This is a genomic window from Corynebacterium lemuris, from assembly GCF_024919295.1.
GTDB classification, from domain to species: Bacteria; Actinomycetota; Actinomycetes; order Mycobacteriales; family Mycobacteriaceae; genus Corynebacterium; species Corynebacterium lemuris.
This window is the reverse complement of the sequence record NZ_JANWTC010000002.1, coordinates 93,980-117,307: the sequence shown is the minus strand read 5'-3', so window position 1 is coordinate 117,307 and position 23,328 is coordinate 93,980. Positions and strand designations below refer to the sequence as shown.

General features: G+C 66.2%; 24 protein-coding genes. 6 read left to right on the top strand and 18 right to left on the bottom strand.

Going from position 1 to position 23,328, the window contains the following annotated elements:
- Positions 1–2: 2 nt before the first annotated feature.
- From NYP18_RS03925 to NYP18_RS03915, 3 genes are read right to left on the bottom strand one after another with little or no spacing between them, the layout of a single operon-like run.
- On the bottom strand, positions 3–773 hold the full coding sequence (locus NYP18_RS03925) for an isocitrate lyase/PEP mutase family protein (RefSeq protein WP_259426872.1): 771 nt from the start codon (positions 771–773) through the stop codon (positions 3–5).
- Between the two features lie 54 nt (positions 774–827).
- Positions 828–1,544, bottom strand: a complete 717-nt coding sequence (locus NYP18_RS03920) for an SCO1664 family protein (protein ID WP_259427122.1) — start codon at positions 1,542–1,544, stop codon at positions 828–830.
- A gap of 5 nt (positions 1,545–1,549) precedes the next feature.
- Complete coding sequence (locus NYP18_RS03915; protein WP_259426871.1) at positions 1,550–2,218, bottom strand: histidine phosphatase family protein; 669 nt, start codon at positions 2,216–2,218, stop codon at positions 1,550–1,552.
- 99 nt (positions 2,219–2,317) lie between these two features.
- Here NYP18_RS03915 and NYP18_RS03910 point away from each other — a divergent pair, with 99 nt between their 5' ends.
- From NYP18_RS03910 to NYP18_RS03895, 4 genes are all read left to right on the top strand, one after another.
- Positions 2,318–3,706, top strand: coding sequence for a sigma 54-interacting transcriptional regulator (locus NYP18_RS03910; protein WP_259426870.1), 1,389 nt, complete (start codon positions 2,318–2,320; stop codon positions 3,704–3,706).
- 28 nt (positions 3,707–3,734) lie between these two features.
- A complete protein-coding gene (locus NYP18_RS03905) occupies positions 3,735–5,726 on the top strand; it encodes a VWA domain-containing protein (protein WP_259426869.1) in 1,992 nt (663 codons plus the stop codon).
- 302 nt (positions 5,727–6,028) lie between these two features.
- Positions 6,029–7,093, top strand: a complete 1,065-nt coding sequence (locus tag NYP18_RS03900) for a tocopherol cyclase family protein (protein ID WP_259426868.1) — start codon at positions 6,029–6,031, stop codon at positions 7,091–7,093.
- Between the two features lie 138 nt (positions 7,094–7,231).
- On the top strand, positions 7,232–7,729 hold the full coding sequence (locus NYP18_RS03895) for a hypothetical protein (RefSeq protein WP_259426867.1): 498 nt from the start codon (positions 7,232–7,234) through the stop codon (positions 7,727–7,729).
- A gap of 21 nt (positions 7,730–7,750) precedes the next feature.
- Here NYP18_RS03895 and NYP18_RS03890 read toward each other — a convergent pair whose 3' ends face one another.
- The 6 genes from NYP18_RS03890 to NYP18_RS03865 form a co-directional block, all read right to left on the bottom strand.
- A complete protein-coding gene (locus tag NYP18_RS03890; protein ID WP_259426866.1) occupies positions 7,751–8,989 on the bottom strand; it encodes an MFS transporter in 1,239 nt (412 codons plus the stop codon).
- A gap of 369 nt (positions 8,990–9,358) precedes the next feature.
- Positions 9,359–10,114, bottom strand: a complete 756-nt coding sequence (locus tag NYP18_RS03885) for a DUF429 domain-containing protein (protein WP_259426865.1) — start codon at positions 10,112–10,114, stop codon at positions 9,359–9,361.
- A gap of 74 nt (positions 10,115–10,188) precedes the next feature.
- Positions 10,189–10,482 carry a HigA family addiction module antitoxin gene (locus tag NYP18_RS03880; protein WP_259426864.1) on the bottom strand — a complete coding sequence of 98 codons (294 nt, stop codon included), beginning with the start codon at positions 10,480–10,482 and terminating at the stop codon, positions 10,189–10,191.
- A 15-nt stretch (positions 10,483–10,497) separates the two neighbouring features.
- On the bottom strand, positions 10,498–10,779 hold the full coding sequence (locus NYP18_RS03875; protein WP_259426863.1) for a type II toxin-antitoxin system RelE/ParE family toxin: 282 nt from the start codon (positions 10,777–10,779) through the stop codon (positions 10,498–10,500).
- A gap of 121 nt (positions 10,780–10,900) precedes the next feature.
- On the bottom strand, positions 10,901–12,049 hold the full coding sequence (locus tag NYP18_RS03870) for a serine hydrolase domain-containing protein (protein WP_259426862.1): 1,149 nt from the start codon (positions 12,047–12,049) through the stop codon (positions 10,901–10,903).
- Positions 12,050–12,073: 24 nt separating this feature from the next.
- Complete coding sequence (locus NYP18_RS03865; protein ID WP_259426861.1) at positions 12,074–13,888, bottom strand: flavin-containing monooxygenase; 1,815 nt, start codon at positions 13,886–13,888, stop codon at positions 12,074–12,076.
- A 140-nt stretch (positions 13,889–14,028) separates the two neighbouring features.
- On the opposite strand from NYP18_RS03865, the gene NYP18_RS03860 reads away from it, so the two are divergent.
- Positions 14,029–14,985, top strand: coding sequence for a helix-turn-helix domain-containing protein (locus tag NYP18_RS03860; protein WP_259426860.1), 957 nt, complete (start codon positions 14,029–14,031; stop codon positions 14,983–14,985).
- Entirely contained in the window at positions 14,982–15,428 is a 447-nt protein-coding gene (locus NYP18_RS03855) for a VOC family protein (protein WP_259426859.1), read from the top strand. Before NYP18_RS03860 ends, NYP18_RS03855 begins: the two co-directional genes overlap by 4 nt.
- Here NYP18_RS03855 and NYP18_RS03850 read toward each other — a convergent pair.
- The 9 genes from NYP18_RS03850 to NYP18_RS03810 form a co-directional block, all read right to left on the bottom strand.
- Positions 15,425–16,186, bottom strand: a complete 762-nt coding sequence (locus NYP18_RS03850; RefSeq protein WP_259426858.1) for an SDR family NAD(P)-dependent oxidoreductase — start codon at positions 16,184–16,186, stop codon at positions 15,425–15,427. The genes NYP18_RS03855 and NYP18_RS03850 overlap by 4 nt on opposite strands.
- Before the next feature lie 136 nt (positions 16,187–16,322).
- A complete protein-coding gene (locus NYP18_RS03845; RefSeq protein ID WP_259426857.1) occupies positions 16,323–16,616 on the bottom strand; it encodes a hypothetical protein in 294 nt (97 codons plus the stop codon).
- Between the two features lie 131 nt (positions 16,617–16,747).
- Entirely contained in the window at positions 16,748–18,496 is a 1,749-nt protein-coding gene (locus NYP18_RS03840) for a SulP family inorganic anion transporter (protein WP_259426856.1), read from the bottom strand.
- A 541-nt stretch (positions 18,497–19,037) separates the two neighbouring features.
- Positions 19,038–20,069, bottom strand: coding sequence for a 1-acyl-sn-glycerol-3-phosphate acyltransferase (locus NYP18_RS03835; RefSeq protein WP_259426855.1), 1,032 nt, complete (start codon positions 20,067–20,069; stop codon positions 19,038–19,040).
- Entirely contained in the window at positions 20,066–21,034 is a 969-nt protein-coding gene (locus NYP18_RS03830) for a patatin-like phospholipase family protein (RefSeq protein WP_259426854.1), read from the bottom strand. The genes NYP18_RS03835 and NYP18_RS03830 overlap by 4 nt, the downstream gene beginning before the upstream one ends.
- Positions 21,035–21,223: 189 nt before the next feature.
- Entirely contained in the window at positions 21,224–21,571 is a 348-nt protein-coding gene (locus tag NYP18_RS03825; protein ID WP_259426853.1) for a CBU_0592 family membrane protein, read from the bottom strand.
- A 24-nt stretch (positions 21,572–21,595) separates the two neighbouring features.
- Positions 21,596–21,895 (bottom strand): CBU_0592 family membrane protein, encoded by a 300-nt coding sequence (locus NYP18_RS03820; protein ID WP_259426852.1) that lies wholly within the window; start codon positions 21,893–21,895, stop codon positions 21,596–21,598.
- Between the two features lie 423 nt (positions 21,896–22,318).
- The gene (locus NYP18_RS03815) at positions 22,319–22,708 is read right to left on the bottom strand and encodes an SRPBCC family protein (protein ID WP_259426851.1); all 390 of its coding nucleotides are present in this window, start codon (positions 22,706–22,708) and stop codon (positions 22,319–22,321) included.
- Positions 22,696–23,253 carry a 2'-5' RNA ligase family protein gene (locus NYP18_RS03810; RefSeq protein ID WP_259426850.1) on the bottom strand — a complete coding sequence of 186 codons (558 nt, stop codon included), beginning with the start codon at positions 23,251–23,253 and terminating at the stop codon, positions 22,696–22,698. Before NYP18_RS03810 ends, NYP18_RS03815 begins: the two co-directional genes overlap by 13 nt.
- Positions 23,254–23,328: the final 75 nt, after the last annotated feature.

Sequence of the window (23,328 nt, the reverse complement as noted above, 5' to 3'; positions counted from 1 at the left end):
GCTCAGCTCTCCCGCCACGTGGCCAGCGGGGCCTTCGACTGCTCGGCCAGCCACATCTGCCACAGCGGGCCGAAGGTGACGCGGCGCACACCGAGCGCGGTCAGCGCGGCGAGATCGCCCGCGCCGTGGCCGTCGACGGGGTGGGCGGTCACGTTCAGCGGGACAGAGACCGCCTTGACCAGGCGGGTGACTTCCGCGGCCGTGCTCAGGCCCACGGGGTAGACGGCCCGCGCGCCGGCGGCCTCCATGAGCCGGATGCGCTCCTCCGCCTCCGCAAGCGGATCCACGAAGACATCCGTGCCCAGCTTCACCGCGTCGGTGCGCCCGTTGATGACGAAATCCACCCCGGCAGCATCCGCGGCCTCCCGGGCAGCGGCGATGTAGTCGGCGTGTTCCTGCCGGGAGCGGACACGCTTGCCCTCGGAGTGGACGACATCCTCGATGTTCACGCCGACGGCACCGGCCTCCAGCACCTTCTCCACCAGTTCCGCCGGGTCCAGGCCGTAACCCGACTCGACGTCGGCGCTGACCGGGATGTCGACTGACCTGGTGATGCGCCGGACGGTGGCCAGGTAGTCATCGAAGTCCATGTTCTCACCGTCGGAGCTGCCGGTGGCGTCGGCGATCGGGTGACTGCCGGTGGTCAGGCCCTCGAAGCCGGCATCCGCGGCCACACCCGCGCTCCAGGTGTCCCAGACGGTGGGCAGGACCAGGGTCCGTCCTGATTCATGGAGCTGGGCGAGGCGGTTGGCAAGTGCGGTCACATCGGTCATCTCGGATCTCCTTCAGCCGGGGGTGTACGCCCCAGACTACGTCCGTGGCCGGGATCACACCAGGGGCCAGGGATAGTGGTAGTGCGACCTGGGGTGCGGCAGCTGGGGCAGGCGCACGATGCGGGAGGCCCGCGACTGCAGGGCCCTCACCTCGTCGGGTGTCAGCAGCGCAGCGACGTCTCCCGGGACCTCGTCGATGAGCGGTTCCACCGCCGTGAGCAGCCCGGCGTCGATCTCCTCACCGGCGAAATCCCAGATGACGGTGCGCAGCTTCGGCTGCGCACTGAAGCACAGCCCGTGGTCGATGCCCCAGACGTGGTCGGCGGCGTCGAGAAGCACGTGCCCGGATTTGCGGTCGGTGTTGTTGGTGAGCATGTCGAACACCGCCATGCGGCGCAGCTGGCCGTGCAGGTCGGGACGGGTCTCCAGGAGGGGGAAATAGTGCATCCCCTCGTTCTCGATGTACCACTGGAGGGAACCGATGCCGAAGGGTGCGTCGGCACGCGTCACCGTCGGCGGCACGATGTGCCAGCCGAGGTGCTCGCTCAACAGGAAGGCCGCCTCCTCCCGCCCGTGGAGTCCGCGGGCGAAATCGTGGAGCGGGCGCTCCCCCAGCTCGGGTTTGTAGACCGCCCAGCCGTAGTCGCCGTCCTCCGTCCCGTCCGCGGCCTCCAGCACGAAGGTGAGGTTGCTCGACTCGGCGAGCTGCGCGACGATGCCCAGCTCACCGTGGTGGAGCAGGTTGAGTTCGCGGTGGAAGGGCGGGCACAGCGGGTTCACGGCTGCCGGGCCTCCCCCAGGTGTTCCAGCAGGTGCAGCAGCGGCCCGGACCTCGAGTTCGTCTCCAGCATGGTGGTCGTGCCGTCCGCGCCGTACCTGACCACGGAAACCGAGGCCGGGTCCACGGCGACGCGCTGGAAATCATCCAGGGGACGGCCCGCCAGATGCGTGACGGCCGCCTTGATCGGGTCGGCGTGGCTGAAACACACCACAATCCCGCCGCGGTGCCGGGCGGCGATTCCGCCCAGCACGGCGACCATCCGGTCCTGCATCTCCACGAAGCTCTCCCCGCCGGGGAAGCGGAACTCTGAGGGCTTCTTCTGCACGGTCTGCCACTCCGGCAGCTTGGCAAGCTCCGCCAGTTTTCCGCCGGTCCACTCCCCGAAATCACATTCCACCAGCTCGTCCGTCAGCTGGGCCTCCAGACCGAAGAGTTCAGCGGTGGGCGCGGCCGTCTCCCGGGTGCGTTCCATCGGTGAGGTGTAGAGCGCGACCAGCGGCAGGCCCTGCAGGCGCTGCGCCACCTCGCGCGCCTGCCCCTGGCCGGCCTCGCTGAGGTGCAGACCCGGCGCGCGTCCGGGCAGCACCTGGCCGGTGGTCGGCGTGAGGCCGTGGCGCACCAGGACAATCAGGGTCGGGCGCGCGGAAATTGTGTCAGTACCCATCGACCGGAGCCTACCCAACCCACGGCGCGCAGTGCGGGAAATCACACCTGTGGGGATCAGGTGGTCGACCGATGTGATTTTCCTCGCTAGCCTGGAGGCGTGAGTCTTCCGCCCAATGTGTCCACGATCGGTGAGCTGAAGGCCGCCGGTTACACCCACCGTCCCCTGCGGACCGAGATCCGTGAGAACCTCCTCACGAAGCTCTCCGCCGGAGAGGACCCCTGGCCGGGTCTGCACGGTCTGCAGCACACCGTGATCCCGCAGGTCGAGCGCGCACTGATCGCCGGCCACGACATCGTGCTGCTCGGTGAGCGCGGCCAGGGCAAGACCCGTCTGTTGCGTTCCCTGACGGGGCTTCTCGACGAATGGATGCCCGCCGTCGCGGACTCCGACCTGCGTGAGCACCCCCTGGCCCCCATCACGGAGGAGACGCGTCGGCGTATCGGGGCCGAGGGTGACACTCTGCCGGTGACGTGGATCCACCGGGATGAGCGCTACTCGGAGAAGCTGGCCACCCCGGACACGTCGGTGGCCGACCTCATCGGTGACGTCGACCCCATGCGGGTGGCCGAGGGCCGCCGCCTGGGTGATCCGGAGACCATCCACTACGGGCTGATCCCGCGTTCCAACCGCGGCATCGTGGCCATCAACGAGCTGCCGGATCTGGCGGAACGCATCCAGGTCTCCATGCTCAACGTCATGGAGGAACGTGACGTGCAGATCCGTGGCTACATGCTGCGCCTGCCGCTCGACGTGCTGGTCGTCGCCTCGGCCAACCCCGAGGACTACACCAACCGCGGGCGCATCATCACCCCGCTCAAGGACCGCTTCGGTGCGGAGATCCGCACCCACTACCCCATCGAACTCGAGGACGAGATCGCCGTCATCGAGCAGGAGGCCACCCTGCTCGCCGAGGTGCCGGAGGTGCTGCTGGAGATCCTGGCCCGCTACACCCGGGCGCTGCGCGAATCCCCGGCCGTCAACCAGCGCGCCGGTGTCTCCGCCCGTTTCGCCATCGCGGGTGCGGAGACCGTCGCGGCCGCCGCCCGGCACCGCGCCGCGATCCGTGGCGAGGAGAAGGCGGTGGCCCGCCTCGTTGATCTGGAGGCGGCCGTCGATGTCCTGGGAGGCAAAGTCGAGTTCGAGTCCGGCGAGGAGGGCCGCGAATGGGAGGTGCTCGGTTATCTGCTGCGCACGGCCACTGCTGAGGCAGTGCGCGCCCGCATGCGCGGACTTGATTTCGCTCCCCTGATTCAGGCCCTGGACGGCACGACCACCGTCTCCACCGGTGAGCAGGTCACCGCCGCTGAATTCCTCGCCGGGCTTCCTGATCTCGGTGAATCCGACCTCTACGACCAGATCGCCACCCGCCTGGGTGCGCAGGATGAGGGCACCCGCGCCAGCGCGGTCGAACTCGCCCTCGAGGCCCTCTACCTCGCCCGGAAGATCGCGAAGGATTCCGGCGAGGGCGAGACCATCTACGGCTAGAACAACCCGCTTCCAGAAGGAGGCCGACATGCCACAACGACGCCGCACCCGCTACGGTCGCTACACTGGCGGGCCGGATCCCCTCGCGCCCCCGGTGGACGTGACCGAGGCGCTGGAGGCCATCGCCGAGGAGGTCATGGCCGGCTACTCCCCCGAGCGAGCCCTGCGGGAGTTCCTGCGCCACGGCAGCCGGGGCCGTGAGGGCTACGACGACCTCGCCCGCCGCGTCGCCGAGAAACGCCGCGAGAAGCTGCAGCGGCACAACCTAGGCGGCACGCTGCAGGAGGTGAAGAAGCTTCTCGACGACGCCGTGCTCGCCGAACGCGGCCAGCTCGCCCGCGACGTCACCATGGACGACACCGACCGCGCCTTCCGCGAGATGCAGCTGGACAATCTGCCGGCCTCCACCGCGGCGGCCGTCAACGAACTGTCCGACTACGACTGGCAGTCCACGGACGCGCGGGAGAAATTCGAGCGGATCAAGGACCTGCTCGGCCGCGAGGTCCTCGACCAGCGTTTCACCGGCATGAAACAGGCACTGGAGAACGCCACCGATGAGGACCGGGCAGCCGTGAAGCAGATGCTCCAGGACCTCAACGAGCTGCTGGACAAGCACCGCCGCGGCGAGGACACCGAGCAGGACTTCGCCGATTTCATGGACAAACACGGTCAGAACTTCCCGGAGAACCCGCGCAACGTCGACGAGCTCATCGACGCGATGGCGAAGCGTTCCGCCGCAGCCCAGCGCATGCTCAACTCCATGACGGAGGAGCAGCGCCAGGAACTGATGGAGCTCTCGGCCCAGGCCTTCGGCTCCCCCGAACTCATGGAGCAGCTGAGTGAACTCGAGGGCAACCTGCGGTCCATGCGCCCGGACCTCGACTGGTCCGGCTCGGAGGACTTCTCCGGTGAGGAGGGCCTGGGTCTGGGCGACGGCACCGGCGCGGTGCAGGACATCGCCGAACTGGACGAGCTGGCGGAACAACTCAGCCAGTCCTACGACGGCGCCCATTCCTCCGACATCGACCTTGAGGCGCTGGGCCGCCAGTTGGGTGAGGAGGCGGCTGTCTCCGCCGAGACCCTCGCGGAACTGGAACGCGCCATGCGCGACAGCGGCCTGCTGCGCCACAACGCCGACGGTTCGCTGGGATTGTCCCCGCAGGCGATGCGCCGCCTCGGAAAAACGCTGCTTGCCGACGCCGCGAAGCACCTCAGCGCCCGCTCCGGTGCCCGCGACGCCCAACTGGCCGGGGCCTCCGGGGAACAGACAGGTGCCTCCCGGCCGTGGGAATTCGGCGACACCCAGCCCTGGGACGTGACCCGCACGGTGACCAACGCCCTGCAGCGTTCCGCCGCCGAGGGTGAGGCACCCTCCGGCCGGGTGCGCATCGAGGTGCAGGACGTCGAGGTCGTGGAGACCGAGGCCCGCACCCAGTCAGCGGTGGCGCTGCTGGTGGACACCTCCTACTCCATGGCCTCCGAGGGCCGCTGGGTGCCGATGAAACGCACTGCCCTGGCCCTCCACCACCTCATCTCCACGAGGTTCCGGGGCGATGAGCTGGCGTTGATCGGCTTCGGCCGCCACGCACTGAACATGGACATCGACGAGCTCACCGCCCTGCCCCCGGTGCGGGAACAGGGCACCAACCTCCACCACGGGCTGCTGCTGGCCGAGCGCTTCTTCGCCCGTCACCCGAGCATGGATCCGACGCTGCTCATCGTCACCGACGGCGAGCCGACGGCCCACCTCATGCCCCACGGCGAGGCCTGGTTCGACTGGCCCACCCACCCCGAGACCCTGCGCCAGACACTGATCCAGCTGGACAAGGTCACCCGCCGCGGTACCCGCACCACCTTCTTCCGGCTCGGACACGATCCGGGACTGGAGCATTTCCTCAACCAGCTCGCCGACCGCGTCGGCGGGCGCGTCACCGCACCCGAGCTCGACGATCTGGGTGCGGCCGTCGTCGGTGAGTACCTGCGCCGGCGGGATCCAGGTTTCGGGGACATCGACTGGTAGCTGGAGAAGCGAACGGAAAACGCTCCACAGTTTGCCGACTCCGGGCCGCTTTCTGACCCGGTTCTCTGGAGCGTTTTCCAGCAGAGTGGCCCGACTCAGGTGGCCTTCTTCTCGGCCGGGGAGGCGAATGTGGCGGTGAGGACCACCGGGCGGTTCCTGGCCAACCCCTGGCGCCTATGCCCCGACCCACCCATTGCCGTTGTCCCGGCACGTGCAGCCGATTTCAATGCCGCGACACGCGGATTGCCGTTGCCGGCCGAAAGTGACTGACATCACTGCCCCACCTGTGTTCTACTGGCCTCATGGGCCTGCTCAGACGATACCGCTCGACCGGCGCCGACCTCCCCTTCGGGAATCCGCTGCGTGCCCACCACGGCGTCGCGATGGAAGGCTATTTCTGGCGCATCACCGACCCCGGCACCGGACGGGTGCTCATCGCCCTGTGCGGGGCGAACAAGGGTCCGCAGGGATCCTGGGCGACGGTCGGGCTCGCAGCCTGGCCGAACGGTTTCATCCGCACCGGAGCGCTCGACGGTTCATGGGCCAACCCGAACGGCCTCGGCGTCGAAGGCGGCATCAGTGATGACCCCGGTTCACCCGCCGCTTTCGAGGGCAACGACCGTCGGCTCCGCGTGAACCTGGGTGACAACGCCCGCGTCGACCTGGAACTCCATGACCTCTCCCCCTGGCCCCACCGCGCGCTCGGTGGATCGAGCATCTTCCAGGCCGTCCCCGGACTCAACCAGTACTGGCACCCGTGGCTGCTCGGCGGGAAGGCCTCGGGCACCGCGACCGTAGGCAACGAGACCTGGCAGTTCCAGGATGCCCAGGTCTACGGCGAGAAGAACTGGGGTCAGGAGGGCTTCCCCGACGCCTGGTGGTGGGGGCAGGCCCAGGGCTTCGACGAGCCCGGGGCCTGTCTCGCCTTCGCCGGCGGCATCGTGACCACCGGCCGCATGAAGGTGGAGGTCACAGGCCTGGTCGTGAAGCTTCCCGACGGCCGCGTCATCCGCCTCGGCGATCCGGTGATCAGCCCGGTCACCACCCGCACCAGCGATGAACAGTGGCACCTGTCGGGACGCGGCTTCGGGTGGCGTATCGAGATCACCGCCACCGCCCCACTCGACCAGGCCTTCGTCCTGCCCGTCCCCCTGCCCAGTGAGCACCGCAACGTGCCGGGCGATCTGGAGCACCTCGCCGGTGATCTGGAGGTGCACGTGCACCGTTTCGGCCGTCACGTGTGGACAGGGCGCACGAGCCTGGCCGCCCTCGAGCACGGTGGTCTCGACCGGGCGCGGGCGGAGCTGCGCCGCCGCGGTCTCGACGACACGCTGCCGGCTGCCCCGCCGGTGGGCCGGGGAGCCTAGCCGGCAGACCGTGTCAGGACGGTCCGTGTCCGACGTCCTGTGGATGAACTCGCTTCTCGACGCCCGCGGGGCAACCCCATCCACAGATGCTGGCGTCTCCAGCTGCAGAGATCGGCGTGAGCGGCCAACATCAGCGGCATGGGAATCCGTTATTACGCATATCCGGTCGATCCGGAACACACCGCCACCGCTGCCGCCACACCTGAGCTCTTCCTCGGGCAGGACCCTCTCTCCGATGCCTGGGGACTGGTTCCCATCGGGGACTCCATCTACGCCATAGACGCCATGCCACGCCCTGAGATGCTCTACCTGGACAAATGCTGGGGACTGCTGCAGGCCCTCACCCGGCCAGAAGAAGGGGAATGCCGTCCCGCCCATATTCTGTTCGCGGGATACGACCGCGGTGGCAGATACGACTACCAGCCCTTTCTCAAGGCACTGAGCCCCTCCGAGGTTGCGGTCGCAGCCTCAGACCTGGCCACCATCGGGAATGAAGATCTTGACCGTCTCTTCACCCGCGCGTCCCCGGGATGGATCGGTGACCGGAACTTCCTGGAGCAGTACATGAGCCGAGCCGTCGAGTTCACCACTGAACTGCGATCACGCGGCTGGGGCATGGTGTACATGATCGGATAGGCAGCTGGGTTGCTCACCCGTTCACTTCTCCCGCAGGGAGAAACCCAGCCGTTTCTCGGAGAAGAGCATGATCAACACCGCACCGAGGACGCCCGCCGCAGTAGTGAGCCACCAGGAGGTGTGCCAGCCCTGAGCCTGGGCGGCCAGCCACGCCAACAGGATGGGGCCGAAGAAATTACCGGTGTTCTGGATCTGCTGCATCAACCCGACCGCACCGGATGCCGACCCGCCAGGCGGCGCCAGGTCCACGATGACCCGGAACATGGAGGTCGGAATCAGGGCACCTACTACCGAGAAGACACAGACCAGCACAAACTGCGGGATGAACGTGCCGGGTACGACAGCCCAGTCCACGGCGTAAACGCCGAAGGCAGTGATACCCATGACTGCAAAGGCCGTGATGACCAGCCGACGGATGGCATAGCCGCGCTGCAGCAGGAATCCGGCCAGCACCGCGCCCACGGCGTTGATCCCGCCGGCGACCGCCGAGAGTGCTCCCCCGAGTACGGGGCCGACCCCGTACTCCTGGTAGACGGTGGGCAGGAACCCGACCACGGAAGTCCACTGGACGGTGTAGCAGGCGAACACGGCCCCGGCGATCCACGGCTTCCAGCTGCGCACAGTCACCCAGACCCGGTGGAAGGCTGGCCCCATTCCGTCCTTCCGCGGAGGATCCGGGTCCGTGTATTTCAACAGCAGCGGGATCCCGACGGCAGTCACGGCAGCCATGATCCAGTACCACACCCGCCAGTCAGCGATCTGCAGCAGCAGTGCGCTGCTCAGCACCGCAAGGAACGTCGCCGTCCCCTGGAAGCCCGCCCACGCGCCCATGGCCACGGTCAGCCGCTCAACCGGGGTGTCACGGCGGATCAATGCCGGGGCCATCACGATGACTGCGAGATACCCGATGCCCTCCAGGGCACGGGCGGACATCATCACTTCTGAGGTGGTCGCCAGGGCGCTGACCACAGAGCCTGCCACGAGCAGCCCCAGGCCGAGAACCAGGGTGCGGCGCAGCCCCACGCGCTCGCCGACGATGGATGCCGGGATCCCACCCAGGATTCCCGCCAGTTGCACCAGCCCCAGCAGCAGGCCGGCCTGCACCAGGCTGATACTGAGATCGGCCTGGACCTCCGTGAGCACACTGGGCAGTTTCCAGATGTGCATCGCCGCGATGATCCCACAGACCACCACGGCCAGCCATGTAGTGTTCCCCGAGCGTCGAAGGGTGGGGGCAGGTGACTGCGAAACGATGGTCATACCCTGAGTCTCCTGGCGTGTGACGTGGCTGTGAATAAGCGACCCTAGCCGAGTTTCACTGGTCACACCGGCGTTTTACTTCCGTTCCGGCCAAGGGGGTCCGCCACCGTATCCCGCAGCAGAGAGAACCCGGAATCTAATCCACGGGAGGTCCCTGAATTCTGCCAGGATGGGAATATGTGCGGGAAAATGTCACCAGTCCACCCCAACGCAATCGTGGTAGCGGTATCGGGCCTGATCACAGCGGCCCTCATAGGGATAAATAATTCTTCCTGGACGACTGGGATCGGCAGCGGGAGAACAGTCAGAACAGTGCCTGATCCTGCATGTGAAGGCGTTCCGGGCAGCCCCGTGCAACAGCTCCCTGATTCAGCTGTCTCCACTCTGAGAGGTATCCGTCGGATTCTCCTCTTTCGGTAGCCAGATCCATCCCTCCCGGCGCGCGGGCTCCCGGAGTTCAACGGGAGGCGCCTCGCACCGGCGGAGCGCGATCTCGCGGGCGATCACCGCAGCGAGTACCGCATCCAGGGCATTGTCGTCGGCCATGCAGAGATCCTCATGGCCGTTCCAGTCCAGCCACGTCCACCGCTGCTGCAGGAGGTTCACCAGCTGGGCCCGCGGTGCGGCATTCTTCGCTGCCTTGTAACCACGGTGTGGCAGCGACCAGCAGTGGAGGGCCGCCGCCGGGTAGACCTCGCAGATGACGCCGGAGCCGTCCCGGGTGGTGTCGACACCCAGGTCCCGCAGGTGTGCTTCGATCCCCGCCCACCGCAGTGCCGGGTGGGCGATCCGGTCGGTGGAGACGCTCAAGGGGGTCAGCCCGGTGCGCCGGTGGACGGCGAGGTCCGTGGCGCGCATCGCCAGGTTTCTCCGCCATTCGGGTCCCGTGGATTCTGGAGCCGGCAGGGTGCCTGCGGCGTGGGCGCTGAGCAGGTCGACGAATTTCTCCGGCCAGCCGAGTGGAACATCCACTCCTGCCCGCTCCGCGGACTGGACGACCTCAATGATGGTCTCGTCCCGGGCACCGACGGTGAGATGCTCAAGTGTGCACCTGCCCTGACCACTGATGACAGCCAATCCAGTACGCCGGGGGTCAGCTGCGAGATCTACTCCCACGAAATTCATGGTGTCAATCTATCCGGTACTGACCTGCGGGGCGGTGCCGATCTGAATAGCCACGGTTGGCAGCGCCCTCATTTTCAGGCGACGTTCAAGGGGGTGATCTGCTCCAGCTTGTCAGCCAGCTCCCGCCGCTGGATCCGCAGTTCATAGTGAGACTGCAGATTCATCCAGAACTCCGCGGTTGTGCCGAAATATCGGCTGAGACGCACGGCTGTATCAGCGGTGATCCCACGCTTACCGTGAACGATCTCGTTGATACGACGAGGCGGAACTCCAATTGCCACAGCGAGCTTATTCTGGGTGATTCCAAAACCCTGGATGAAGTCTTCCATGAGAATCTCCCCTGGGTGGATCGGCTGGATCGTCGACATGTCTCTCACGTCCTCTCAGTGATAATCAACCAACTCAACATTTTCTGCGCCGCCTTCATGCCAGACAAAACAGATCCGCCACTGATCATTCACACGGATACTATGTTGGCCTTCACGATCTCCTCTGAGTCTCTCAAGGCGATTTCCGGGAGGAATCCGCAGGTCATCAAGTCGGACTGCTGCGTGGAGCATCTCCAGCTTCCGGAGTGCGGCGCGCTGGACCTGTGGGTCAACCCGCCGCACCCGCTGCTCCTGCCAGATCCGCTGCGTGTCCTTTATGCTGAAAGACCTGATCACACACCCACCATATAACGGACAGCGTCATTAACGCCACCCGTTACATGGTTGCCGTCAACAGGTGACCGTGCCCCGTCCCGGTAAAACAAAGCTTCCTCTCACCCGCCCTGCCGAAAGCGACCTATCCACGCTCCAGCAGCGCCCGCGTAGCCGCGAGCAGCGTGATCGCCTGGTCGGAGACGCCCACGGTGGGGCTGGTGTGGGTCTGCACGTAGGCGAAGACCAGGCGGCGTGCCGGATCGACGGCGACCACCGAACCTCCTGCACCCTGGTGCCCGTAGGAACCTGGTCCGAAATAGGGCATCGCGGGCTGCGGGAGTTCCACGCCCAGGCCGAAACCGGAGCGCTGACCCAGGGAGCGGTCCAGACCGTAGACCTGCTCGGTGGCCATCTCCGTGATCGCGGGCTCCGGCACGGTGGCCTCCTGTCCGTAGCCATGGGTGGTGTTGACGATACGCGCCAGCGCCTGCGCGGAGCTCACGCCGGACATCGCCGGCCAGTCGGCCTGCTGGACCCGCGGGTCGAGGAAGAAGCCGGGGGCGTCCTGCATGATCGGTGTCATGGCGCCGTCCGGGATGGCGGTGCCCTCGATGATGCCGCCCAGCTGCACTTCGGTGAGGATGGGTGCGTCGAAGGAGAGCGTCGCCAGGCGCGGCAGCACGTCCCCAGGGGTGCCGAACCAGAAGCCGCCGCCGGTCGGGTCGATGATGTTCCGTGCCGCGTAGTCCTGCAGGCTCTCCCCCACCGCGTGGCGGAAGATGCCGGCCATCAGCGCACCATAGGTGAATGCGTGGTAGCCGTGCGCGCTCCCCGGTTCCCACCGTGGCTCCTGTTTCTCCACGGCCTCATCCAGCGCCCCCGCCAGCAGCCCGTCGACGGATAGTGGTGTGTCCACCCCGTTGATGCCGCTGGAGTGGCTCAGGACGTGGCGGGTGGTGATGGCTCGGGTGGCGGGCCTGTCGAAGGCCGGCCAGTACTCGGCGAGCGGCCGGTCCAGGTCCAGCTTCCCGGCGCCGACGGCATGTGCCGCGGCCAGGGCGACGATGAGCTTGGAGACGGAGAAGACCTGCACCGGGGTGTCCTGGCAGACCGGTCCACCGGCGGTGCCGCCGGCGAGGTCGACGATGGGTTCGCCGTCGAGGGTCACCACGAGCTGGGCGCCACCGGGCATGCGGGTGAGGCTGCGGGAGAAGACGTTGCGCAGGTCGGCACCCTCTGCGGTGTTGGTGCCGGTGACGGTTGCGGCGGGTGGGAGGTTGGGGGTGGTCATGATTGTCCTTTCAGAAGGGATGGGTCAGGAGAAGGTGAGGCCGGTGAAGTCACCGGTGGTGCGCCAGTCCTCGAGCACCTGGCGGAAAGAGTGGATGCCCTCGGTGAAGACCTGGGAGGTCAGGACACCGTCGCCCCGGCCATAGCCGTTGTAGTAACCGGGTACGCAGTGGGCGTGGTAGGCGCGGAACGGCCCACCGCTCTGGTTGACCCGCTCGCCCCACTCCTCCACGGCACCGGCGGTGGGTTCGATGGTGGTGGCACCCCGGCGGTGCGCCTCGGCGATGATGGCGACGATGTGCTCGGCCTGCAGGCGCAGCAGGGAGGTGAAGTTCAGGGCGATGGCCCCCTGGCCCTGGCCGGTCTCGAAGAGGTTGGGGAACTCATCGGCCATGAAACCGTGCAGGGTGCGCAGTCCCTGCGACCAGTGCTCGGAAAGATCGCGCCCACCCCTGCCGGTGACGGTGAGGCCGGTACGGCGCTTCGGATCGGAACCGGCGTCGAAGCCGGTGGCCAGGATGATGCAGTCCGCCTCGAATTCCTGTCCACCCGCGCAGACGGTGGAGCCGTGGATGGCCTGAAGGCCGGTGACGGGGGCGTCGATAAGCGTGACGTCCTCGCGGTTGAAGGCGGCGAGGTAACCGTCGTCGAAGGTGACGCGCTTGCAGCCGAAGCCGTACCAGGGCTTGAGCTGGTCGGCGGTGGCCGGATCCTGGACGATCTCATCGCAGGCGGAGCGCACGTGCTCCATGATCTTCATGTCGGCGAGCTCGCGGACCGCCATGACATCCTCCGCCGGGACCCGGGAGAGATCCTCCACGATGTTGTCGGCGGTGGCGTTTGCGGAGAAGAACTTCGAGAACTGGTCCTGGACCAGGTCCACCGGCTGCGGGTGACCCGAGGTGTTCGCGTCGTAGTTGAGCATGCGCTCGCGCTGCCAACCCTCGGGCTGATCGCGCCACTGCTCCGGATCGGTCGGGGTGGTGTCGCGCTCCCCCACGGCCGGACCGGGGGTGCGCTGGACGACGTAGAGGTGTTCGACCTGGCCGGCCAGGGCCGCGACGACCTGGACAGCGCTGGCACCGGAGCCGACGACGGCGACCTTCTTGTCGCGCAGGTTGACCAGCGGCTCGAACTGACTGCCACCGGTGTACCCGTAGTCCCAGCGGCTGGAGTGAAAGATCCTGCCCGGGAAGGTGTCGATGCCGGGGACGTTGGGGAAGACCGGCGTGCCCAGCGCACCGCTGGAGCGGATCAGGTAGCGGGCGCGGATCTCATCACCACGGTCGGTGGCCACGATCCAGCGCTGGGACTCCTCATCCCAGGTGGCGGTGGTCGCCGCGGTGTGAAAGAGCGCCCTGTCATAGAGGTGGAAGTGCTGGCCGATGATCCGGGCGTACTCGTAGATCTCCGTGGCCGGTGGATATTTGCTCGACGGCATGTAGCCGGTCTCCTCCAGCAGGGGGAAGTAGACGTAGGCCTCGATGTCACACTGGGCGTTCGGGTAGCGGTTCCAGTACCAGACACCACCGAAGTCGCCGCCGTGCTCGAGGATGCGGACAGAGTCGATGCCGGCCCCGGCGAGCTTGCCACCCAGGGTCAGGCCGCTGAAACCGCCGCCGATGATGAGGACCTCGCATTCCTCCTGCACCGCCTCCCGCGGCTGCACCTTTGTCCACGGGTCACCGCCGACGGGGTCGACGGCGCCGGGGCGGTGTGCTTTGCCGGGTGCCTTCGTCTCGGAGCGCCTGGACAGCTCCTGCGCGTAGCGGGCCCGGATCGCCTCGACATCGAAGTCGATCCGCACGGGGATCCGGGAATGAGGCAACTGGTGGTTCATGGCTGGGTCCTCCTGAACTGGAAGTTTCTGACTGACTGAAGTTCATGATCCAGGTCACAGAAACAGGAGTACAGTGATCGTTAACCACGTGGCATAAAATCAGAAAGGCGCGGCACGGATCCGAAAGAACGGAGGAGACCGTGACAAAAACCCAGACCGTCGACCGCTGGCGGCACCTGACCGCCTCCGCCTTCGCCCGCGCGGAGATCGTCCCGGCGGCGCAGCAGTTCGTGGGCACGATGCGCACGCAGCGTTTCGGGGCGGTGGATATCTCCCAGGTGGAGGTCGGTAGGCACCGGGTCAACCGCTCCGTGGAACATGTGCGCAGCTCCCGGGAACACAACCTCATCGTCGGCCTGCAGTTGGGCGGCAATTCGTTGATCATCCAGGACGGGCGCATCGCGGCACTGTCCCCCGGTGACATCGCCGTCTACTCCACGGCCCGGCCCTACAGCATCGTCGCTGATGAGCCCATGGTGTGCATGGGTGTGAAGCTGCCGCCGACGATGCTCACGGTGCAGGACGGCCTGCTCGAGAACGTCACCGCCCGCTGCCTCAGCCCGGACAACACCCTGCGGACCTCCTTCATCGAGGTCCTGCGCGCGGCTGCCCACCCGGATGCGCCACTGTCGGACGCCGCCCGGCCGCTGACCGCGCGCATGCTCGGCGACATGGTCTCCATCATGTGCATCAACGAGGCGGAGCTCCTCGGGCTTGTCGACACCCCGCAGACCGACGAGGACCTCATTGCCGAGGTCCTCGCCTACGCCTACGCCCACCTGTCCGATCCCGCACTGACCGCCGGGGAGGTCGCCGCGTCCTGCCACATCTCCGTGCGCACCCTCTACCACCTGCTCGCGGCCAGGGGCATCAAACTCTCGGCGTGGATCCGCACGCAGCGGCTGGAGAAGTGCCGCCACGCGCTTGCCGATCCCCAGCTGGCCCACCTGCCGGTCGCCCAGATCGCCGCCCGCTGGGGCTTCCGGAATGCGGCGTATTTCTCCACGGTCTTCCGGGCTGAGTTCGGCTCCTCCCCCGACGCTTATCGACGCCGCACCCGCACCGCCGCCGAGCTCACCGAGGCAGGCCCGCGATGAGCGTACGGATGGACAACATGGGCATCGTCTTCGAGGACCTCGACGCTGCGGTCGCCTTCTTCCTCGAGCTCGGTCTGGAACTCGAGGCGCAGATGATGGTGGAGGGCGGATGGGCGGGACGGGTCACCGGCCTGGGCGACCAGCGCGTGGAGATCGCCATGATGCGCACCCCGGACGGCCACAACCGCCTGGAGCTGTGCCGGTACCTGTCCCCTAAGGTCATCGCCGACCACCGCCGCGCACCAGTCAACGCCCTGGGTTACCTGCGGGCCATGTTCGCGGTGGACGATATTGATGAGACGCTGGAACGGCTCTACGCCGCCGGCGCGGAGCTGGTCAGTGATGAGGTGATCCGTTACGAGGACGCCTATCGGCTCTGCTACATCCGCGGCCCGGAGGGCATCCTCATCGGGCTCGCGGAGCAGCTGGGTCCGCCCGTCTAGTGGGCGGTGCGGCCGCCGTCGACGCGGTAGACGGAACCGGTCACGGCCCCGGCCATGTCGGAGGACAGGTAGAGCACAGTCGCGGCGACCTCCTCGGGCTCCGCGGCACGCCCGATCGGTGAGTCCGCGAGCACGCGCGGGGCGATCTCCGGATCATCGAGCCACCGCTCGGTCATGGGCGTGCGGATCAGACCCGGGGCGAGCACGTTGATGCGGATGCCCTCGGTGGCGTAGTCCAGCGCCGCACCCTTGGAGAGGCCGACCACCGCATGCTTGGCCGCCACATAGGGGGTCATGTCCGGATCAGCGGTCACGCCGGCGACGGAGGCAGTGTTGACGATGGAGCCGCCACCTGCCTTGAGCATCACCGGGATCTGGTGGCGCATGGCCAGGAACACACCGGTGGCGTCGACCCCCATGGTGCGGTGCCAGTCCTTCACCGTCTGCTCATGCAGCGGCGCAGAGGGAGGCAGGACACCGGCGTTGTTGAAGGCGATATCGATGGTGCCGTACTTATCGACGGCCGTGTCCACCAGGTTCTGCACCGAGGCGTCGTCCGTGACATCGGTCCGGACGAACTCGGCTGTGCCGCCGGCAGCGGTGATGATCTGCACGGTCTCCTCCGCGCGGTCATCGATGTCACCCACCACGACGGTGGCCCCGGCCCTGGCGAACTCCACCGCGGTGGCCCGGCCGATACCCGTGGCCCCGCCGGTGATGACCACGATCTTGTCTTTAAAATCGAATGAAACCTGCATCTTCCACATCCCTGTGTCGAATCTGTCCGGTGAGAAGGCCGCAGGCGAGCCGGTGTTCCGGAGTCCAACAGCGACCACCTCCCACCCTAATGAGGATCGGGCGCCTCCGCCGGGCGTGAAACTGCGCCGCCGGCACTCACCCGGGCACTCCCCGGTTGTGCCGGGCAATGATCGCCACAGCCGGAAGCAACGTGATGACATACGCCACCAGGGCCCAGTTGCGGCCCACGACCTCAGACCACATGAAGAAGGACATTATCAACAGGATGATGGCGAGAGCCGTGAGAGCCCAGGCCCCACCCGGAGTACGGGTGGGATGACCGATGAAGGGTAGTTTCTCCCCGGGATTGGCCCGGCTGAGCCACTGCAGGGAGACAGCGAACAGCCCCGTGCCCGCACACCAGGCGAGTACTCCCAGAAACAATTCCATGTGCCCACCTCAACACAGGGCCGCGGTGCTCACAAGCGGTGGGCCCCTCCCCTGCGGGGCCTGCGCTGTTCCGGCGCAGCAACCGGGTACTCAGACACAGATCGTGGGAGAGCAGCCTGCCCCCATAGCTCTCAGGGTTCGAGGATCTCCTGGGGAACCCCCTCCGGCAGCTTCCCGTGTCTCATGGAATAACGTCTCACGTACTCCCGCACCGCGGTGGGGAGCGTCTCGAAGATATTCTCGTCTCCGACCTCCCGAATGAATCCCGAGGGTTCGAGGCGCCGGTACAGGTCCTGTTTGACCCGCGCCATGGCGAAACGGATACCGCGCTGCTTCAGCCTGCTGCGCAGCTCCTCCAGTGCGTCGACCGCCGTCAGGTCGACCTCGGTGTTGGCCTCGGCGTTGAGGAGGAACCACTCCACCGGCTGCTCAGCGTCACCGACGGCTTTCAGGGCCCGCTCCACGAAGTCGTCGGCGTTGGCGAAGAAGAGCGGTGAATCGTAGCGGAATACCACCAGCCCCCGCACTGCCGTTGCATCCTCGTAGTCATCCAGACTGTGCATACCCGGCACCCCGGGTGCATAGCCGAGAACATCCGCATACGGGCTGGTGATACGGCGGATCAGGTCCAGGATCGACAGCACAATCGCGACACCGATACCCACCAACACGCCGAAGATGGCGACAGAAGCCGCGGTGGCGGCCGTGATCATGAGTTCACTCCGGCGGAAACGGCCGATGCGGCGCAGCTCACCGATGTTGATCAGCTGGGTCGCGGCGTAGATGACCAGCGCCCCCAGTGCCGCTTCCGGGAAGGACTCCAGCACCGGGCCGGCGAAGATGAGCACCATCACCACCATGAGGATGACAACGAGAGAGTGCACCTGGGTGCGGGCCCCGGCGGCGTCGCCAAGCACCGTGCGCGACCCGCTGGAGGAGACCGGGAAACCCTGGAGGAAACCGTTGGCGATATTCGCACTACCCAGAGCGAGCAGCTCCTGGTTCGAGTCGATGACCTCCCCCTTGCCGGAGGCGAAGGCCCGGCCGGTGAGGATGTTGTCCGAGAAACCCACCACGGCGATGCCCGCCGCATACGGCAACAGGGCCCAGACCTCGAGATCCCCGAGATCCGGCAGTCGGGGTTCCGGGAGGCCGCGGGGTACCTCTCCGATCACATCCAACCCGTAGCGGTCGAGTCCGAAGACCGCGACGACCCCCGCGGCGAGCAGGAGCGCGATCAGGGCAACCGGGGCCCGGGGCATCAGCCAGTTCGCCACGTAGAGCAGGACGAGGACCCCTGTGGCGAGCAGCACCGTCGGCAGGTGCGCCTGGCCCAGTTGGCTGAGGAAGGAGCCCATCTCCTGCCACGTGTTCTCCCCCTCCACCTCGAGCTGGGTGACCTTTCCGAGCTGGCTGACGATCATGAGCAGCGCGATGCCGATGAGGTAGCCGATGAGGACAGGACGCGACAGCAGACGGGTGAGAAATCCCAGCCGGGCGACGAAAGCGACGAGACAGACGAGTCCCACCGCGATCGCCATGATGGCCGCAACCTCCGCATACCGCTCCGGGCCGCCTGCCGCCCCGACCAGAGCACCGACACCGGCGGCAGTCATGAGCGCGGTCGTCGACTCGGGGCCGATCGACAGCTTCCGGGAGGTGCCCAGGAAGAAGTAGATGAGCATCGGGGCGAGGACAGCCCACAGGCCCACGACTGCCGGGAGACCGGCGATGACCGCGTAGGCCATGACCTGCGGGACCAGATAGGCGGCGACGGTGACACCGGCGACGATGTCTCCGCGCAGCCAGGAACGCTCATAACGCCGGAGGGCGGCCATGCCGGGAAGATAGCGCTCCCACAGCAACCTGTCGCTGGACATAAGCCGAATCTACCTGGGTCTACCAGGGCGTGCCAGCACTGACAGGCGACGGTGTCCACTTCTTGTACACGTGTAATTCCCTGTCTGTCGGGCCCGGATAACGCGCGGCATTTCTGCAGATCTCCTCAAACCGGTGCCATGGAAGACAAAGGGCTTCTGCAGTTGGCGGATAAAACTGCAGAAGCCCTTTCTCGTTTCAATACTGGGAGCGGACTTTGCCGGGCTTCCAGGTGGGGTCATCGGTGTAGCAGCGGGGGCCGCACTTGTAGACCGCCGCATTCGCCACGGTCCCGCCTGCGAGAGTCACCCCGCCGGCCAGAGCCAGCGATATGAGGACCCGTGCAATCTTCTTTGGCTTCATTATTCTCTCGCCTTCCCTGAATGAATGGCGGTGGTCACCGCGACCACCACTCATCCCAGTATCGCACTCTGTGACCATCCTCACTATCCTGCCGCGCCAGCTGGACACAAATATGTTCCATCCAGGGGTGAAGCGAACACGGGGAGATCGGTTCTCATGATTACCTGGCCCCCATCTCCCTCACGGATGTGGGCGTTCGCTCCCGATCCACTCATCGATGCGTTCCCACCAGCAAAACAACCACTCGATGCGTTGCTGAAAAGTGGCGGGGATCTGCCCCGGGTCGACATACCAGGTCTTCAGCACGATGGTGTTGTCGAAGGCAAGGGAACGCCAGAGATCCTTCAGTGTGACGAGCCGGTCCAGGCCGGTGTGGGCGACAAACAGGATTCCGGCGGCGGGACTGGCATCGACCGCGGCGAAGATTCCTCCGGGCCGTGGGGCCAGCACGTGGCGCATGCGGTCAGCCCGGGCGACCAGTGCCTCATGCCCGTCATCTGCCAGCTGCTGGACACGCGATGCCTTGCGCCGGGGCGTGAACTTCCCGCCTTCCGGAAACACCAGCAGCACATCCCCCTTCTCCATGTCGCCTGCCATGAGGGCGATACGTTCCGCAGGTTTGGTGCCGTGGGCGTGCACCAGCCCGGTCTGGAAGGGAGTGGGATGAAGAACCACTGTGGGCAACCGGTGCGCGATCACATCGAGTACCGGATCCCACTGGAGCATGTCCTTCATGACGATGCGCGGATTGCGGCGCAGCTGGTTGAGCAGCACGTGGACCAGGATGAAGGAGTCACCTGGCCCGGCATGGCGGGAGGCGACGATGACCGGGATCTCCCCTGCCTCCCCGGCCGGGTTCTCGTCGATGAGCTGGATATTCAACCGGAGAACCCAACGTACCTGGCGAAACAGCACCTCCAGGAACCGGCCGATGAGCCGGGAATGGAGGTTGCGGAATGCCCGGGTGTGGGTGGCCCAGCCGAAGCCGGAGGCGATCCAGGTACCGAACAGCACCACCAGCGCGGTGGCCTCCCAGACGAGGATGACCACGACCATCCACAGGACCCGTGGCAACCGGCCGAACCGGGGTAATCGGCTGGTAAGGAGGACCATCAGCAGGAGCAGCGGCATGGTCCACACCAGCAGGACAGCGGCGGCCACGACCGCGGGGGCGACGGTCAGCCGCCTGATCCAACGTGGTGGCAGACTCATGGCTGCTCCTGTTCTCTCAGAGTTCTGCTGCCGCGTACCGTCATTCCGTGGGGGCATTCGACGGACAGGTCCCCACCCGGGTTGTGGATGAGATTCACTTCATCGGGTTCCGCCAGGAAGCAGGCGGAACGCTGGTAGGCCTGTTCCATACGCCCTTCGGAGCCGAGCAGAGTCGGCATGGTGGCGTTGCGTTTGCCACCCGGTGGTACTCCACCCGAAGGCAGGACGTGGACGGTGACGCCTTCCGGCATTTCGGCCAGGTCGCGGGCGAAGCGGTGGCGGCGGGCGATCTCGAAGGACACCCACATTGAACCGACCACGTTGGTCGGTCGGACGAGAGGTTCCTCAATACGCCCGACCTGCAGCACATAGATGGTTTTCGCACCCTGCTCGATGGCCCGACCCAACGGTATGGAGGAGACGAGCCCGCCGTCGTAGAGATGCTCCCCGTTGATCTCTGCCGGGGGCAGGATCCCCGGCACCGAGGAGGATGCGATCACCGCCGGGATGACCGGCCCCGTGTCGAACCACCTCTCGCAGGCGCCCTCCACACTGGCGGCAACCGTGGAGAACGGGACAGTGAGATCCTCGAATCGGGTGGCGGCCCCCAAATGATCCTCCAGCAGATTGTGCAGCGGCTCCGGTGAGAGGAGGTGATTCCGGTGCCGGATCAGATTCGCCACCTGGCGTGGAAAGGACTGCCCGTAGATCTTCTTCGCGAGGTCCGATCCCCACGCCTTCGTGAGAGGGGCAATGACATCGAGTGAGGGGTTCTGGGCGAGCAAGGCTCCGTTGATGGCACCGATCGAGGTGCCGATGATCATGTCCGGGAAAATACCGGCCTCAAACAGTGCCCGTGCCTGGCCGACCTCGACGGCTCCCCGCACACCTCCACCACCAAGCACAAACGCCACGGGCCTGGTGTTCGGGTCCGGACGCTGGCTGGCAACCTGTTCCTGTGCCATGCCTCCGCCTCTCGGTCGAAGTCTCCTTCCCCCTATTCTCTCAACTCTTGAGCCGGAGGTCTACCAGGAGTTTTAGACTGAGAAGCGCAGAAGACGCAGCTGAGCAGCGGAACCGAAGGCGCCAGGTGGAGCTGCACGTCACCGGTGGCGGTAGGCAGGACCCGGAACCCCACCACGGGGAGCCCCGCCTCAGCTGGCGACCGGGACTTCCCTCTCCGCGACCTCCTCGTCACTGACTGGGGTACTTGGCGGGGCGACTTCCATGGCAGCTGTCTCATTCGACGCCCGGTTCCTACGGAGGAAAATTTTCCACATGAACCCCACTGCCACGACGATCCAGACGATCTCGGTGAGCAACAGGCCCGGGTTGAAAGGCGAGACGGCGGTATACGCGAAACCCAGTGCACCCAGGACGTTCAGCGCCTGGTACAGGGAGGATTCGGTGGTCAGCACACCGAAATTCATCAGGGCAAACGCCCCGACAAGAAAGACTCCGGCGATGATGCCGATTTCGTGGGAAAAATGCAGAGGTTCCACGATTCACACTCTTTTTCTGGCCCGCTAGGCGGCGACGAGAGACGGGGTTGGGATGGTCAAGGTAATCGGGGTGGTCTTCTCCGGGCGACGCTTCATCCAGATGGAGATGATGCCGTAGAGGCCCAGCAGCGCCCAGACCAGTTCCGCCCAGAAGACGCCGGGATTCATCGGGTTGGCTGCGGATGCGGCCAGGAAACCCGCGCCGAGGAAGTTGAGGATCTGATACGTGTAGTGGTCTCGGGTGAGTTTGCCCATGTTGAGCAGCGCAAATGCGGCCAGAAGTGCTGCTGAGGCGATGAGACCAAGGAACACCATTGCTGACATAGCGGGTGCCCTTCCTGTTCGAGGACTGGGATTTGAGGTACGTGAAGGAACCGCTGACTGCGGTGTTCGCGTTGTTGTGATGAGGTCTTCCCGTGGGGATGAGACCTGGTTTTCCTCAGGTCCCGGCCACGGCCCGACCTTGTCGTCCGGGGCATGGGACACACGCATTTCAAAAGAATGACTGGAGTTTCGGTACCTCTGTTGTCTGTCACAGGGGAACTGATTCTCATTCTGAGGGGGTTTCCTGCTCTGGTGGCGTCACGCCCCCCTCTGTGGGTGGGCATGCGGTTCAGGATCAGGGGTGGTTCCGTTGGTCCCATCCCTGGCAGGAATTGCCACGCTATCTTCCCGAAAGAGCCGCCGCAAGCGCGGGGGCACCCGCGGGGTGCAACTGAGGTGGGGCCCGCCTGGATCTGCTGAAAATCACCGGTCGGAGACCAGCCGTCGCATCGCCCACCGCATGAGAGGTCGGTAAGCCAGCAGCACCAACCGCGGACCCGTCAGCCGGATACGCGCCAGCGTGGTGTCCTCCAGTGCCACGAGGTCATGATGCAACTCCAGTCGGATTGGCCCGACCCACACGATCCATCCCCAGGCGAAGTCACCGGGGTCGACGGAGACAACGGTGAACCGGGCGGGCACCACACCCAGCGCGGTGACCGTACCGGTGGTTCCGGGGCGGATGGTCCCGGTGCTGGCGTGGACCCTGGTCAGGTGCGGGGCCCAGTCCGCCCAGTTCTCCGGGTAAAGGTAGCGTTGCCACGCTGTCTGCACCGGGGCGGGTCCGGTCACCTCGACGGTCATAGCTGCCATGACGGGTTTTCCGCCCTTCCTGTGGTTCTCGGTACCCCCTGCTCCTCCCCCGCAAGCACCGTCAGCTCACTGAGTCTCGGCTTCCACAGTGCCGCCCGGACAACCGTGAGTTCCCTGAGATGCGGAGACGTCACCTCATCGAGTGCCCGGACGTAATCGGGGACGAGCTTCCGGGGCAACCGTAATCCCATCGTCAGGTGCGGGGTCCAGCGAGGTCCGCGCCCATCGGGGTTGAGCGCGCTGATGTGACGGGCGGCGATCTCCAGCTCATCGGAGGTCTCAAGCAACCATGCCACCGTCTGTCGACGTTTGGTGCCGAACACGACGGTGCCCATCCGCTGGAAGCGGGCGGGGATCACCGGCGGCAGCAGCTCCGCTGCCCGCTTGACGACGTCCCCCGCCATCCACGGCGAGAACGTGACCGTGATGTGCGGCGTCTGGTGCTGGGTCGGGAAACCCCGCTCCTCGAGCAGTGCGAAAATCTCCCGTACCTGCTGCTCCTCCTCTGTGGCGAGATGAAGGAGGATGTTGTCGGGCGAGGTCATGGCCCGAACCATAATGCATGCCTCAGCGTGGCTGGGACGTGGACCTTGTCGTCGTCACCCGCGGAGCGCATAATG

Coding starts and splice junctions, on each gene's coding strand:
- NYP18_RS03925 (WP_259426872.1), bottom strand. CDS start 773: ATGACCGATGTGACCGCACTTGCCAACCGCCTCGCCCAGCTCCATGAA.
- NYP18_RS03915 (WP_259426871.1), bottom strand. CDS start 2,218: ATGGGTACTGACACAATTTCCGCGCGCCCGACCCTGATTGTCCTGGTG.
- NYP18_RS03905 (WP_259426869.1), top strand. CDS start 3,735: ATGCCACAACGACGCCGCACCCGCTACGGTCGCTACACTGGCGGGCCG.
- NYP18_RS03900 (WP_259426868.1), top strand. CDS start 6,029: ATGGGCCTGCTCAGACGATACCGCTCGACCGGCGCCGACCTCCCCTTC.
- NYP18_RS03895 (WP_259426867.1), top strand. CDS start 7,232: ATGGGAATCCGTTATTACGCATATCCGGTCGATCCGGAACACACCGCC.
- NYP18_RS03890 (WP_259426866.1), bottom strand. CDS start 8,989: ATGACCATCGTTTCGCAGTCACCTGCCCCCACCCTTCGACGCTCGGGG.
- NYP18_RS03885 (WP_259426865.1), bottom strand. CDS start 10,114: ATGAATTTCGTGGGAGTAGATCTCGCAGCTGACCCCCGGCGTACTGGA.
- NYP18_RS03880 (WP_259426864.1), bottom strand. CDS start 10,482: ATGTCGACGATCCAGCCGATCCACCCAGGGGAGATTCTCATGGAAGAC.
- NYP18_RS03870 (WP_259426862.1), bottom strand. CDS start 12,049: ATGACCACCCCCAACCTCCCACCCGCCGCAACCGTCACCGGCACCAAC.
- NYP18_RS03865 (WP_259426861.1), bottom strand. CDS start 13,888: ATGAACCACCAGTTGCCTCATTCCCGGATCCCCGTGCGGATCGACTTC.
- NYP18_RS03855 (WP_259426859.1), top strand. CDS start 14,982: ATGAGCGTACGGATGGACAACATGGGCATCGTCTTCGAGGACCTCGAC.
- NYP18_RS03850 (WP_259426858.1), bottom strand. CDS start 16,186: ATGCAGGTTTCATTCGATTTTAAAGACAAGATCGTGGTCATCACCGGC.
- NYP18_RS03845 (WP_259426857.1), bottom strand. CDS start 16,616: ATGGAATTGTTTCTGGGAGTACTCGCCTGGTGTGCGGGCACGGGGCTG.
- NYP18_RS03840 (WP_259426856.1), bottom strand. CDS start 18,496: ATGTCCAGCGACAGGTTGCTGTGGGAGCGCTATCTTCCCGGCATGGCC.
- NYP18_RS03835 (WP_259426855.1), bottom strand. CDS start 20,069: ATGAGTCTGCCACCACGTTGGATCAGGCGGCTGACCGTCGCCCCCGCG.
- NYP18_RS03830 (WP_259426854.1), bottom strand. CDS start 21,034: ATGGCACAGGAACAGGTTGCCAGCCAGCGTCCGGACCCGAACACCAGG.
- NYP18_RS03820 (WP_259426852.1), bottom strand. CDS start 21,895: ATGTCAGCAATGGTGTTCCTTGGTCTCATCGCCTCAGCAGCACTTCTG.
- NYP18_RS03815 (WP_259426851.1), bottom strand. CDS start 22,708: ATGGCAGCTATGACCGTCGAGGTGACCGGACCCGCCCCGGTGCAGACA.
- NYP18_RS03810 (WP_259426850.1), bottom strand. CDS start 23,253: ATGACCTCGCCCGACAACATCCTCCTTCATCTCGCCACAGAGGAGGAG.